The organism is Pseudoalteromonas sp. AWH4_217, from assembly GCF_056161105.1.
Map to the genome: position 1 here is coordinate 92,427 of NZ_JBSWYM010000005.1, position 14,851 is coordinate 107,277.

At 47.3% G+C, this 14,851-nt stretch carries 8 protein-coding genes; 3 read left to right on the forward strand and 5 right to left on the reverse strand.

The genetic code is table 11. From position 1 onward, the window contains the following. Window positions 1-109: 109 nt before the first annotated feature. Entirely contained in the window at window positions 110-1,567 is a 1,458-nt protein-coding gene (gene nhaD / locus ACXAH1_RS07295) for a sodium:proton antiporter NhaD (protein ID WP_475195317.1), read from the forward strand. Here nhaD and ACXAH1_RS07300 read toward each other — a convergent pair. The 5 genes from ACXAH1_RS07300 to ACXAH1_RS07320 form a co-directional block, all read right to left on the reverse strand. After that, the gene (locus tag ACXAH1_RS07300; RefSeq protein WP_475195321.1) at window positions 1,547-2,557 is read right to left on the reverse strand and encodes an ATP-dependent 6-phosphofructokinase; all 1,011 of its coding nucleotides are present in this window, start codon (window positions 2,555-2,557) and stop codon (window positions 1,547-1,549) included. The two genes, nhaD and ACXAH1_RS07300, sit on opposite strands and share 21 nt — an antisense overlap. A 79-nt stretch (window positions 2,558-2,636) precedes the next feature. Continuing rightward, the gene (locus ACXAH1_RS07305; protein ID WP_475195323.1) at window positions 2,637-4,472 is read right to left on the reverse strand and encodes a choice-of-anchor I family protein; all 1,836 of its coding nucleotides are present in this window, start codon (window positions 4,470-4,472) and stop codon (window positions 2,637-2,639) included. 141 nt (window positions 4,473-4,613) lie between these two features. Next, window positions 4,614-5,006: an MmcQ/YjbR family DNA-binding protein gene (locus ACXAH1_RS07310; protein WP_054014183.1), complete on the reverse strand. Its 393-nt coding sequence runs from the start codon at window positions 5,004-5,006 to the stop codon at window positions 4,614-4,616. A gap of 1,026 nt (window positions 5,007-6,032) precedes the next feature. Further along, window positions 6,033-8,183 carry a sensor domain-containing protein gene (locus ACXAH1_RS07315; protein ID WP_475195807.1) on the reverse strand — a complete coding sequence of 717 codons (2,151 nt, stop codon included), beginning with the start codon at window positions 8,181-8,183 and terminating at the stop codon, window positions 6,033-6,035. A 319-nt stretch (window positions 8,184-8,502) separates the two neighbouring features. Next, window positions 8,503-11,190 carry an insulinase family protein gene (locus ACXAH1_RS07320; RefSeq protein ID WP_475195810.1) on the reverse strand — a complete coding sequence of 896 codons (2,688 nt, stop codon included), beginning with the start codon at window positions 11,188-11,190 and terminating at the stop codon, window positions 8,503-8,505. A 213-nt stretch (window positions 11,191-11,403) separates the two neighbouring features. On the opposite strand from ACXAH1_RS07320, the gene sixA reads away from it, so the two are divergent. Together sixA and ACXAH1_RS07330 are read left to right on the forward strand one after the other, a co-directional pair. Beyond that, the gene (gene sixA, locus ACXAH1_RS07325) at window positions 11,404-11,871 is read left to right on the forward strand and encodes a phosphohistidine phosphatase SixA (protein ID WP_253043761.1); all 468 of its coding nucleotides are present in this window, start codon (window positions 11,404-11,406) and stop codon (window positions 11,869-11,871) included. 630 nt (window positions 11,872-12,501) lie between these two features. Further along, on the forward strand, window positions 12,502-14,790 hold the full coding sequence (locus ACXAH1_RS07330) for a TonB-dependent receptor (RefSeq protein WP_475195326.1): 2,289 nt from the start codon (window positions 12,502-12,504) through the stop codon (window positions 14,788-14,790). Window positions 14,791-14,851 lie beyond the last annotated feature (61 nt).

A 14,851-nucleotide genomic window follows, 5' to 3' on the forward strand; every position in this document is an offset into this window, starting at 1 on the left:
AGACGTGGGGTCTAGACTTGTGTCGAATGTAGATCGTGTGAAAAATATGCTATCAAGTAGCCGCGCTAAAATTAACCACGTTTTAACCTCGTTTCGGACCTGATAACTAATGAAAAACTCGCTTTATGTTCTGCTCGCCTTAGCTACTCTGCTCTGCCATCCTGCAGCCATGGCGGCTGCGGCGAATCACGTTGCAACACCTGTTGATCTTACCTCAGCCATGCTGGGCTGGTTCTGCATCGCCATTTTTGTATTGGCGTATATCCTGGTCATGCTGGAAGAAAAGCTCCACATGCGTAAGTCTAAGCCCGTGCTGGTGGCGGCCGGATTGATCTGGATGATGATTGGCGGTTACTACGTCATGAATGATATCCCCGAACTGACAGAGCATGCCTTTCGGCATAATCTACTTGAGTTCTCTGAGTTAATGTTGTTTCTGTTAGTTGCAATGACTTACATCAATGCGATGGAAGAGCGGCGACTATTCGATGCCTTGCGCGTGTGGATGGTGCGCCGGGGCTTTAACTTTCGCACATTATTCTGGCTCAGTGGGTTTCTTGCCTTTGTGATATCACCGATTGCAGACAACCTGACAACAGCTTTATTAATGTGTGCAGTGGCAATGAAAGTGGGGCAGGGTGACAAGGAGTTTATTAACCTTAGTTGTATTAATATCGTAGTGGCGGCAAATGCAGGAGGCGCTTTCAGCCCGTTTGGAGACATTACCACCTTGATGGTCTGGCAAGCTGGTATTGTCCATTTTGCTGAATTCTTCTCATTGTTCTTCCCTGCGCTGGCAAACTATCTGGTGCCGGCGCTCATTATGAGTTTATTTGTAAAAAATAAAAAGCCAGCCGCCAGTGATGAAGTGGTAGAGCTGAAGCGCGGCGCGCGGCGCATCATGGTACTTTTCCTGATCACCATCGCCACCGCGGTCTCCTGTCATAGCCTGTTACATCTGCCGCCCGTGCTGGGCATGATGATGGGACTTGGATATCTGCAGTTTTTTGGCTATTTTTTGCGGACTACCTTGCCTAACTCACTCGACCGCAAGCGGGCCGAAGCAGAGCAGGCCGGTGATCAGGAGCGTCTCAAGGCGCTGGGTAATGTGGTGCCATTCGATGTATTCGCGAAGGTGTCACGGGCTGAATGGGATACCTTGCTGTTTTTCTATGGCATTGTGATGTGTGTTGGTGGACTGGGCTTTCTGGGCTATCTGAGCCTGATGTCGGAGCTGCTCTATGGGGGATGGTCTGCCACGGCAGCCAATGTCTTTTTAGGTGTTGTGTCTGCGGTTGTTGATAATATCCCTGTGATGTTTGCCGTGTTATCCATGCAGCCTGACATGTCGCATGGTCAGTGGTTACTCATCACGCTAACTGCCGGGGTTGGCGGCAGTTTGCTTTCCATCGGCTCCGCGGCGGGTGTGGCGTTAATGGGACAGGCGCGAGGCTACTATACCTTTTTTGGCCATCTGAAATGGACGCCCGTCATTGCACTGGGATACGCTGCGAGTATTTTAGTTCACTTGTGGCTCAATGCTGAGCTATTCACGGTGTTTGATTAGATACTCCGTTAAGATATCACTGTGTGCCTCAACCCAGCGGCCATCAACCGGTTTGGCGGCGCTGATTGCATACGACAAGGGGACCTCCTGTATCTGGTTTCCTTGTTTCCCTATCATAACCCGATCTCGGTTATTGGCGACGGCATTGACGGCCGCTAACCCTAACTCGGTAGCAAGCAGCCTGTCTTCAGGGGCAGGGCTGCCACCACGCTGGATATGACCAAGCACACAGACTGCGCTATCAATACCCGCTTGCTCGGACAGCCGTGTTTTCAGGGCTTCAGGCCCGCCCGGCCAGAGATTTTCTGCTAACACTATGACAAAACTCTCATGGTTGTGTTGCTGCTGAATCCGAATTTGAGCAATCAATTGTGCCAGTTGTGGTGCGGTATGTGTGGGATCACAATTCTCGAACGACAAAATGGCTTCAGCCCCCGTCGCCAGTCCGACATTGAAAGCAATATGTCCGCTGTGCCTGCCCATTACTTCGACAATAAACACGCGTTCAAACGCGTTCGCGGTATCGCGGATCTTGTCGATTGCATGAGTGGCCGTTGTGACCGCTGTGGCAAAGCCGATTGTGTTATCTGAGCCTGCCAGGTCGTTATCTATGGTGCCGGGTAGTCCGATTACCAGTCCTTGCCAGTGTGCTTTAATCGCTTCGAGCCCACGGAAGGAGCCATCTCCACCAATCACTATCAGTGCATCGACTTGATGTTTTCTGAGAGTATTAGCCGCTTGTTTTGGGCCGTCTGGGGTACACATTGCGGGACAGCGCGCACTTTTTAACAGGGTGCCACCAAACTGCAGTACGTTGCTAACATCACGATGTGTCAGGGTTTGCCACTCATCGTTTAGCAGGCCATTGTAGCCATGGAAAAAACCGATGCACTCATATTGATGGTGCTGGCAACTATGTACTATGGCACGGACAGCGGCGTTCATACCGGGTGCATCGCCCCCGCTGGTGAGTAACGCAATTTTGGTCATTAAGATCCTTGTACTGTGACTGAACTATACACATAGATTAATGTACAGCACTGTGCAGTCACAGTACAAGATAAGGCACTTATTTCTGGGTGAGTGACCAGATGGCAATGCTGCCCGAAATTTCATTACCAACAATCAGTAAAGGTGTATTTGTCGGGCTGTGTTCAGCACTGACAAAGACCATGCCTTCTGGTGCCAGATCGCCCGAGATGTCAGCGCCTTCTTCCAGTCCCCGGTTGATCAGGTAGGTGGTAAAGGTGACATTAAACGGATTGGTGATGTCATAGACTAAAATACTGCCCATACGCTCTAGTCCAACAAAGGCATAAGTGCGCTCACCTATCTGTCCTAAAGCCAGTGCTTCGGGCTCTGCGCCCTTAGCATCTGAGCGAGTGTCGCCTTCATTGGTATCTTCATCGTTATTAAACTGCTCACCATGTAATGCGGTGGTGATCCGTACTATCTCGTCTCCCGAGTCGAATACGCGAGTACCGCGATGATCCCAGATTGAGAAAGAACGAGCGCCGTAGGTATACAGACGCTCATACTGACCATCATTGTCCTCGTCGCCCATCACTGTGGTCACTTTGAGACGACCTAGGTCATCGTTGTCGTTGTTTACACCGGTAAAGTTCCCGGCCAAGGTGAGGTCTTTGGCGCGAATTTCATCCGTATAAGCCAGGCAACCATCGTCCTCATCAAAGTCTAATCCACCGTTAGCTGTACATTCAGCTTCATTGGCTGCCGGGAAGAAGTACTCTCGCCCGTCACCTTCGTTTGCGGTCACGATGAAGTTGGCACCCAGCCAATCGTAGGCGGCGATGGAGTCAGGCTGGTACATACCGTAGAGCCCCGGGTATTTACGCAGATTGATGCCTCCGTCTTTATCCGATGCATCCATGCTCCAGTTGCCCCAATCTTTGTAACCTAAACCCTTTATAGTTAGTGAGTTGTCACTTAGGTCAACAATGGCGAGCGCATTATTTTCTTGTAGCGAGACATAGGCATAGCGGTTGTCTTTGCTGACGGTAACGTACTCTGGCTCCAGATCCATCGCAACACTGGTATTGATTGCTTGCCCTTTGATGGTGCGTCCGGTTGGGTTGGCAAATACTACGCCTTGTGTCTGTAACTGAGCTTGTTTGTCATTATATGCTTCGAAACCCAGTAGTGTGGCCTGATCGGCAACCTGACCATCATTAATATCAATAATGGCGATGCTGCCTTGAGGGTCCACACTATAGTCTCCGGCTGGTTCACCTTCGTTCGCGACGAGTATCTTGCTGCCATCCTGGTTGAAGGTAACCATATCTGGCAGGTAACCTACCTCAACGGTTTTCAGCAACTTTGGTTGTTCAGCAGCGATATTATAAACAAGCACAAAACCGGTTTGTCCGGTGGCGCGAGCCATTGCTACGGCGAGCATATCCCCATGGATTGCCAGGCTGTTAGCGTCTGCAGCGACGACCTCATTAACTGCAATGGTCTGAGTGACATCCAGATTGGTGTTTGTGATGACCCCCTCATTATCCTGAATAAGTTTCGCAGCATCAATTTGTGTGGTCGGGATCACCGCGATTTTCGGGCTATCGCCAGAGCTGTCCAATGCAAAGATACGCTGGCTGGGGGCATGATAGGCGACAATTTCTGCTGCCCCTTCAGGGCTCTCTACATTGAGCACGGCACGGCCCACTAATTGGGCAGACAGCGTACCAGTCATCGTCACGCCAGTCTCTCCTTGCTGACCCTGAGAACCGGTTTCGCCTTGTGCGCCTTTTTCTCCGGTCTCTCCTGTTTTACCGGCTTCGCCCTGTATACCTTGTTCGCCTTGCGTTCCTGCTTGTCCGTCATCGCCATCCAGGCTACATCCGCTTAGCAAGCCAAGCAGAGTTAAAGAGATCAGTGTTTTTTTCATTGTCTTTATTCTGAGTTGAGAAAATCACTGTAATTAAATCAGGGATAATTGACATCAGAATGACAATGGTGTGATTTTGGGGAAGGGCGTGTAAAATGGCCCTCGCACTCAGTGCGAGGGAAGCCAATCAAGACGGTCTCTTTAGGAGTTAGTGAGACGATCTAGCTCTGCGCGTTGTGCGCTGGGTAAGTTATCAACCACAATCTGATACGAATCATCAATCATGCGTTTGATTTCTTCTTCCGGGATGCTGCCATCTAGTACGATGGTGTTCCATAATCGTTTATTCATGTGATAACCAGGAACGATTGATGCGTATTTGTCTCGCAACAATAGCGCTTCGTCTGGATCACACTTTAGGTTAAGCCACCACACTGGCTCACCATTCTCACCCATTTGACCTTCTTTCCCTTCATATAAGGTGGCAAACATCTTGTGTTGCACCTTGTAAACGTCCACGTCCTGTGCAAACGGTTTTGTGATAAAGGTCCCAGGCTTAGCCTGTAAATACTCATGTACGAATTTCTGATCCATAGCCCGTGTCCTTGAAATAACAAATTAAATTAACACAACATGGGGCTGATTTTAGCAGCTTTTGTGAGATTTCTGTAATTAGGAATAAGTAAAAACTATCAGTCAGTTAAGACCAAATAAGAATATACCTGAATAACCTTATCTAAGCTGCGCAACAATATCAGTATATTTCACTCTAACGAGAAAAATACGTCTTAAACCGCACAGAGGTTAACCAGTCCATTTATCTTTACAGTTCCAATTTCAAATCTGCTCAAGGAGAAGTTTTCTCCCGCTCTTTGACTGCTAACCACACCATGACCAAAATGACAAATGCCCACTTCATTAAACATTCACCCAGTTTAGGCGAGAGAATCAGCCCCCCCAAAACACGGCGAAAGTGCAATCAAATTGGCACGTATAAGCTTCCAATCCCGTTCGGCTTAACCTAAGTGTAGGAAAATCAAACCGGATCGCCAGCGAAAGTGACAGGTCATCAGGTCTGCCAATAACCCGACGCGTCACCCGGCAAGACTTATATCCGTGTCGCCGCAAATAATACCTTTTTAAAATAATAAGTTAGCAATTATTTGCGAGTTTAGGGGCGTGTTGTAACATGCCCCTAAGTTAGAAACCACTGGTTTCTGGGGACGTATTAAATTAAATAATGCAATATTTTGCAACAATTTCAGTGTTTTTGCGTGTTTTTTAAACTTAGGATACACTGCGCGGGAAAAAATTTACCCATTTACTTAACGTGGAACGCTGTGTTTCACGGATTTCTTATGAATCACCGTATCGGGAGGCTGTGTGCTGGAGCTGTATCCTTTAATGATGTGTCTTGGGACACTGCTGATGCTCAATGAATTGCGCTGTACTGGGGTTACAAGGCGTTCCTGGGTATTTCTGGCTGCATTTGGGGGGCCTGTAGTATGGATCCTGTTTCGCACGCATTATCGCTTTGCATGGCTTAAACAAGTGGGAAGGATGTACGCGGTATTGAGAGCCTGACCCTACGGAGTATGCGATGCAGCCTTATCCGTTGTGTTAGTTCACAAGTTGCAGAGCAGGTTTATCGGTGAGCTGGGACTTAAGAAATTGTTCGAACTCTGTTGCTGATAAAGGCTTAGCGTAATAGTAGCCCTGAATGGTCTGGCAATTGAGGCGTTGTAATTGCTGAAGCTGCTGTTCATGCTCAACACCTTCGGCGACCACATGCAGTCCCAGGTTGTGGGCAATGGTGACAATCGAATCGACCATGTTACAGCCACGCTCTGTGTTCATATCATCTACAAAGGCTTTGTCGACTTTCAGGGTATTGAGTGGAAACTGTTTCAAATAGGCCAAAGAGGAATAGCCAGTGCCAAAGTCGTCCATTGCCAGGTGGATGCCACGTGAACTCAATGAGCGCATAATTGAAATTGCTTCTTGTGGATCGTCCATAACCGTACCTTCCGTAATTTCTAGCTCAAGAAAATAAGAAGGAAGTTGATTCTTTTGCAAGATAAGATCTATGCGTGCCGTCAGGTCAGGCAAGCTAAACTGTCTGGCGGATAAATTGACGGCAACCCGGCCATTAAACAGCCCCTGGTCCACCCAACGTTTCACATCTTTACAGGCCTTGTCCAACACCACTTCACCAATCTCGACAATCTGACCAGTTTCCTCGGCAATTGGAATGAATAACCCCGGGCTGATTACGCCTTTTTTGGGGGTAATGAAGCGCACCAATGCTTCCATGCCCACGAGTGCGCCGGTAGCAATGTCCATTTTGGGCTGATAATACACCACAAAATGATCCTCTTTTAATCCAAAACGCATCAGGTTCTCTATTTGCAGCCGCTTAACGGCCTGCTCATTCATAGAATCATTAAAGAACAGGTAGTGATTACCTTTTTGTTTTGCGTGATACATAGCTGTATCGGCGTTTTTCAGCAAGATTTCCGGGGTGCTACCATCTTCTGGAAACAGCACAATGCCAACCGAGGAGGTGATCACCAGCTCATGGTTAGCCATTTTAAATGGTGTTGCAATGACCGCGAGAAACTGTTTCGCGGCTTTGGTAATGGTATGAATGTCGTTAGTACCCGACATCACCAGGGCAAACTCATCGCCGCCAAGACGGTAAAATGTATCTTGCTGACGACATAGCTTATTGAGTCGCATGGCGAGCTTAGCAAGCAAGCTGTCTCCCAGCTGATGGCCAAGAGAGTCGTTTATCTTTTTAAAGTTATCCAGGTCAAATACCAGCAGGGCGTGGTCGCGTTTCTGATCAACCAGTTTCTTTAGGTTGGTGAAAAATAAGTTCCTGTTTGGCAGTCCGGTGGTGCGATCCCGGTTAGACAGATTATGCAGCTGTGATTCAGCTTTCTTCCGTTCAGTTAAATCTGAAAATACAACAACGTAATTGGTAATGTGGCCGTGGTTATTTTTAATCTCGTCAATCGAAATTTCAATTGGTAGCATAGTACCAGTCTGGTCGTAGAGCTTAAGTTCTTCTTGCCAGTGTTCGCTCTTTTTTAGTGCCGCTTTTATTTGGCTGATAAACTGGCCGTCGTAACCGGGCAATTTAAATTCTGTATTTATGTATTGTTCACGAACACCACCAAACACCCGAATGTAGCTTGGGTTCAAATCAACCAGGCGGAAGTGATGATCGTAGATGGCAATCGCATCGGTCAGAGACTCGACGCATTTGGCAAACAGGTTTAGTCGTTCTTCTGTGCTCTTTAGGTGGTTGATGTCGCGAATTGTGCCAGTCATACGCAGCGGGTTTAAGTTATCATCTTTTTCAATGATCTTGCCTTTATCCAGTACCCAGTGATACTGATCCAGGCTGTTTCTGACTCGGTAAGTGGCTTCAAAAAACGCCGTTTTTTCAGCAAAATGCAGCTTAAGTTGTTTTTCTACCAGAGGCAGGTCGAGAGGGTGTATCAGACTGGCGTTTGGAATGAAGTTTTTGCCTGTTGCGGTGTCCATCATGAATTTGTCATTGATACGCACAATTTCACCGCTGTTGATGTTCCAGTCCCATAGGGTATCACCGCTGCCTTCTACGGTGCTTTTCAGGCGTTGCTCTGAATGCTTAAGCGCACTAAGGGAGCGTTTTGCTTTGCGATTTGCAATCACCAGATAGCACAAAGTGACCGCGGTGATGAGTCCTACCACAATCGTTAGCGTCATCTGTGAATTTTGCATTACCTCTAAAGACACGGGCGCACTCAAAGTCGGCCAGGTCTGAAGCAACAAAATAGATGTAATTGTTTTTATAATTGTTGTTTTTTTCATAAGGCTTAAAGAGTCAATTACAATTGCTAATCTAATCTAAGCCCTGAGTAGAGTCAAAAAGAATGTCAGAAAAATCCCTAATTTGGGACCTTATGTCTCTGCTTGTATAAAATCTATGCGGGAATATGTGTTTTAGGCACAGTGTATAGGCCGCTAATTTGATAGTAGCAAAGATCTGGATTGGCCCGTGTTTCAGGGGCGCCACCTTAACGATGGACGCCGCTATTTATTAGTTACATCTGAGCGTGATTTTTGCAAAATCGCCGGACACCAGCTTTACTATGTATTGTTTCAGTGCCTCAAAGGTCAGGTTATCAAGTGCTTCGATGAGTTTGTCTTGCATAGAGAAGGTATGATCATCAGTGCCGATGGCTATCCATAACCGCTGTGAGCGTAACCTCAGATTTTTATCTTTCTCAGCGATTTGGGCATGTAATGCCGCTTTTATTTGTATCCATTGCGTGTCTTCATAGTTATCCAGTTGTGACACCAGGTCAGTCAGATAGTGATGATGGCGCTGTAGCAGCGTGTCGCTGTCATAATTGGAGGATTGCACATAAAACGCGATCCCTGCACGGGTATTAAACGGCGCATAACCCGCACCAACCAAGTAGCCAAGCTGTTGCTGGGTGCGCAGTGACTCAAAGTAATCCTGGCTGACTAGCTGATTGAAGGCCATAATTTTGACCTTGTCATCGACACTGCTGGTGGGAGCCTGAATATACTCAACAAATGCGTGCTCAGTGCCAGACTTCTCGATTTCTACTTGCTGATGAGACGAGATCAGGTTGAGTGGTTTTTTCAGGTCGTCCAGGATTTCACTGTAGGCAAACAGGGCATGGAGTTGCTTCTGCATATCCAGTGCATGATCCAATTGCCAGTTACCATGCATAAAGGCCTTTATATGAATAGCCTTGAAAAAATTATCTCGAAACAGGCAAAACTCATTGAAGCTGATATTTTTCAGGGCTTTGGCTAATTGCTCTGGGGTTGGATTCCAGGGCATCAGTTGGGCACCGAGCAGGCTAAATAGCTCGCTGACAGGTTTACTTTTGTTGTGGTTTTTCCAGTGCCGGATCAGTTGCTTTTTATACTCTGCAAAACGGGTAGCACTGATTGGCTGTTTGAGTAATGCCTCGACCAGTTGCAGCACAAGCTTGAGCTGACTGGCTGACAGACCTGCCGTTTGCAGTGTCAGACCACCCTGGTGAGAGCTCAGGTGATAGCTCAGACCTGCCAATTCGGCGGCATAAAACTGCTCTGCTACACTGTCCATAAACAAATCGGCGAACAGTCGGGTCATCGCCATACTCTTGTGGCTTTCAACCGAACATTGGGAATCAATTTCTAGATAAAAATGCCCTTTCGTCACACGAAAGCGCGTATCTTGCTTAAACCAGAAGGCAAATCCTGGCCTGTCCGTTAGCAGTGTCGGAGTTTTCCGACCGGGTTCAATATCATACAGGCGGTTCTCAAAAGCCAGATATGGATTTGCAGCAGGCAAGCGCATTTCGGGTAGCGGGGTGGTAATTTGCTCAAGTGTTTGGAGCCACTCAATGTTAATTCGCTCGACCTGATAGGGCGTATTGTACCACTGGGCAACCTTGCGGGTGACATCATTTTCACAGGTAATATCGGGGTGGATCAGGATCAAGCGCATATTATAAGGAGAGAGTAAATCCATGAGTTCTTCATGCAGCGCATGATTAAATGCACTCATGCAGTAATCGCCGTACAGAATGTCTTCTTCTTCATAATGATGCATGTTGATACTGAGTGCACTGACCCAGTCAAGTAGTTTACTTTGTTCCTGGTTTTCAAAAGCCAGTTCAAGCAGGCGTTTTTTGTCTTCGTATAGTGCCGGAAGTAGCGCGATTTGTTCGCGAATAAGGCTGATATACTCGAACAACATCTCAACGATGTCTTCATAGTATTCAATGCCATTATCCGTCAGTGCAAAGCTGATATTAAAATCTTTGAAGTTGCTGCCATCTACGCCGCCACCGGCGGACAAAGCATTGATCCAGCCATTTTTCTTTAAAATGGCGTACAGCGAGCCATCCCCTTCGTAGCCCAGTAAGTGAGCCAGGAAGCTCAGGCTCTTAAATTTATACAGCCTTTCTACATCCGGCATCGCGAAACTGACAATCAGTTTTTGCATGTGCTTACGTGGCTCAATGTGGAGCAACAGACCAAGATCTTGCTGGCGATACAGTGGCACGTCAATTTCTGGTTTGGGCGTGTCACAGCCCTCTAACGGGCTAAAGTAGAGCTTGGCCAGTCGCGCCAGCTCATCCAGAGACTGAGGGCCTGCCAGTACCAGAGTCATCCATTGTGCCTGATAATGCGCAGTGAAAAAGGATTCAATCTCTCGTTTGAAGTCACCACTGTGGTCAGCCAACGTGTTGTGATTCCCCACAGAGAACTTGGCAAATGGGTGAGCTGGGTTGACCGTCTCCTTGTGTACCTGAATGATCCGGCGGTTGTCGTCTTTGACTTTCAGATTGAACTCAGAGTCGATGGCATTGCGTTCATCCTGCAAGGCATCTTCTGTGAACAGTGGAGCGTAAAAGAATTCACTAAATCGATGTAATGCCTGTTCAAACATGGCTGAGCGGCAATCGAAGAAGTAACAGCTGTGCTCTGTGCCTGTCCATGCATTGCTCTGTCCACCTGCCTGGCTGACAAACTGGGAGAATTCTCCCCTGGCTGGAAAGGTTTGAGTTCCCAAAAATAACATGTGCTCAACGAAGTGTGCCATGCCTTGACGGCTTTGGGGGTCGTCAAAGTGACCAACATTAATGGCCAATGATGCAGCGGCTTTGGTGCTTGATGTATCTTCTACCAGGAGTATTTTAAGACCATTGTCCAGTGTCAGGTGACGATAATTTCTTTTATCATTATTACTCAGTTTCAATTGTGTGCCGCCGATATAGTGGTTAGAGACGTGGCTGCTGTTTCCGGGCTGAATGCTGGCAACAGACACTCTGGGTCGTTGCGATAGCCGGTCACCTCTGAATTAGCCTGTATTTTAAACTTAAGGTTTAGGTGCTTTTGTTTTAATATAGCGGACAATTTGGGGCAATAGCTACTGGTTGTCTTTAATTTTCTTGCCAACTTTCGGAGTGCTATGAAAACAATTCTGATCATGCGCCATGGCGAAGCGGGCCCTATGCAGGCCAATGATGCAGCCAGAACGCTGACACCACGCGGAATGACTCAGTCTGCAGCGATGGGACAGTGGCTAAGTGAGCACTTTCCTCCCCAGGCTGCCCTGGTTAGCCCCTATGTCAGGGCACAACAGACAGCACAGGGAGTGTTGCAGTACAACTCTGTGTCTTTTGAACAAACGTGCCATGATATTGTGCCCAGTGGTAATGCTGCAGTGGCTGTCGATTACCTGGAAACTTTGATCAGTATGCATGACACGCTGGATACCTGGCTGGTCGTGGCACATATGCCTATTGTCAGTTATCTGGTTGATCAACTGGTACCGGGTGAAATGCCAATATTTCCAACGGCTGCGGTCGCTGTGATCCAATATAACCCCGATACGCTTAAAAGCGAGTTACTCCAGCTGGCCACACCACCGAACTAGGCCAGCACAGACTGTAAATAAGTTGACTTTGTGCGGTCTAATGTCCTCCTTTTCGTTACGGCGCTTTATTACAATGGCGTCGCTTTCATGACACCGGTTACCATCTTTGGGCGGATGGTGCCCGGTTGTATTATATTTCGTCACTGAATAAGCCGTTAAAGAACACTGCTGTTTTGTAATTAAACGGACAGGTGTGCGTAGCAGGTTTATTTAACCCTGCGTGTTTCCGTTAGCGGTATCCTGCAATATGTTGTTGAGTAGAACGAGACAGTGACATCTGTATTTCAATTCGGTAAATCCGTTTCCTGCCACCATACAGGCAAGAGTTTGGTAAGGACAATTGTCCTTATTTTGAGGCTTTTTGTTGCGAAAAGTTGTTAACTCTTAGCTAACTTTCACGATATTTACAAAAATGTGGAAAATTTATATGCATAATTGCAGCAATTTGAAAATTTGCTGCTATAATTACGGCCGTCTCGTTCAGCCTCACATAGTCGCTTTGCACTCTCGCTAGTGAGGTCCGCGCTGCTCGTCATTTGCGCGTAAAATTGAGCGAACCAGCCATTGTGATACGGCGCCCAAATCAAAACCGTTGAACTCAAGAGTGCATATAAAAGGTTAAATCCCAACATGAAAGCAATGAAAAGATCTACGTTAGCAACTTTAATCAATGCGACGTTGTTCTCTGCTGTAGCAGGTACTTCATTCTCTACGCTTGCAGAAGAAGCGCAAGCCAAAAGCAATCAACTGGAAGTGATCCAAATCACCGCGCGTAAGCGTGTTGAGAACGCACAAGAAGTGCCAGTTTCTGTGTCTGCTTTACAAGGCGACAACTTAGATGCATACAGCTCAGCTGGTATGGATATCCGCTTTATGAATGCGAAGATCCCGAGTCTGTCGGTTGAATCTTCATTCGGACGTACATTCCCACGCTTTTATGTTCGTGGTCTGGGTAACACCGACTTCGATCTGAATGCCTCGCAGCCTGTTTCTTTGGTGGTTGACGAAGTTGTTCAGGAAAACCCAATCCTAAAAGGCTTCCCTGTATTCGATATTGCCCGCATCGAAGTATTGCGTGGCCCACAGGGAACACTGTTTGGTCGTAACACGCCAGCAGGTCTGGTTAAATTCGACAGCGTTAAACCAAGTCAGGAATTCGACGGCTATGCTGCGGTTTCTTATGGCAGCAACAGCTCAATTGACTTTGAAGGTGCCGCCGGTACAGGTTTGACCGATAAAATCTCTACCCGTGTCTCTGTCTTGGTTCAGGACAAGCCTGACTATATCGATGTGAAAGCACCGGGTTTCGAAAAAGAAGATTCTCTGGGTGGTTACAACGAGAAGGCTGCGCGCGTACAGTTTTTGTATGAAGGTGACGATTTCACTGGCCTGTTGAACTATCACGTCCGTGATCTGGAAGGCCGTCCTATCGCGTTCCGTGCTAACCTGATCGAAAAAGGCTCTAACAACATTAATCCATTGTATGATAACGATGTGGTTTACCAGGATGCGGCGTCTCGTGCGACTCAGAAAGTTGACACTCAAGGTCTGAGCCTGAAACTGGAATGGGATCTAAAAGAGCACACCATTACTTCAATCACTGGCTGGGAGAGCGCTGAAATTTATTCGCGTGCAGACGTTGATGGCGGTTACGGTGGCTGGGCTGATGCAAACGATGTACCTGTTGCCCAGGGCCCAGGTGTGATCTTCTTCGCCTCCGAAACGGCGGATGCTATCCCTGATCACGACCAGTACACGCAGGAGCTGCGTTTATCCAGCAACTTCTCAGGTGACTTCAATTACCAGGTTGGTTTATTCCTGTTTGAGGAAGACTTGACCATTGAAAGCTTCAGCTTCGATACGTCAGCTTATGATGCCGCTGCGCAAAACTATGGTCTGCAAAATGGTTATGCGGTTCAGTATCAGGACACGTCAGCTTGGGCTTTGTTCGGTTCATTTGATTACACAGTATCTGACGATCTGGAAGTGACCTTAGGTCTTCGTTACTCAGACGACGAAAAAGATTTTTCTGCTAAACGTACACAAAGCCCGTTTGGTATCCCGGGTACTCTTGAAGTGGCTGCTAATCCAAGCGACAGCCATGTCAGCTGGGATTTGAGTGCAACCTATAAGTTGACGGATGACGTCAATCTGTTTGGTCGTATTGCAAATGGTTTCCGTGCACCGAGTGTACAGGGCCGTATCTTGTTCGGTAATGATGTGACAGTGGCAGAATCTGAGACTGTGAACTCAATTGAGTTTGGTGTGAAGTCAGACGTACTGGATGGCCAGGGTCGCGTGAATGCAACCGTATTCTATTTCCAGATGGATGACCAGCAATTGACCGCAGTAGGTGGCGGCGCTAACTTTAACCGTTTGATCAATGCTGATACAACCACAGGTTATGGTTTCGAAGTAGACAGTGAATGGGTGTTGACAGACGAGTTGAATGCAACCTTCAATGTGAGCTACAACAAAACCGAGATTGACGATCCAACCTTGGCTGTAGAAGGGTGTGCACAATGTACGGTACTTGATCCACAAAACGAGCAAGGTCGTTACTTGTTAGACGGCAACAGCCTGCCACATGCGCCAGAGTGGATTTCAAACGCGACTTTGCGTTACACCAAAGAACTGGAAGACGGTGAATTCTTTGTATACACCGACTTGTCTTACCGCAGTGAAATCGACTTCTTCTTGTACGAGTCGGTTGAGTTTAAAGGCGAAGCGTTATTTGAAGCCGGTGTACGTGCGGGCTACGCGTGGAACTCGGGCGACAACGACTACGAAGTATCGGCGTTCGTTCGTAACCTGTTCGATGAACAGGTGGTTATCGGTGGTGTTGATTTCAACAACAACACAGGTATGTTGAACGAAGAGCGCTTTATTGGTGCTGAGTTCAAAGTGAAATTCTTTTAATTTCACGCTAATTTGAAGTGAAAACCCGTGAATGCTTGGCATTCACGGGTTTTTTTATTAA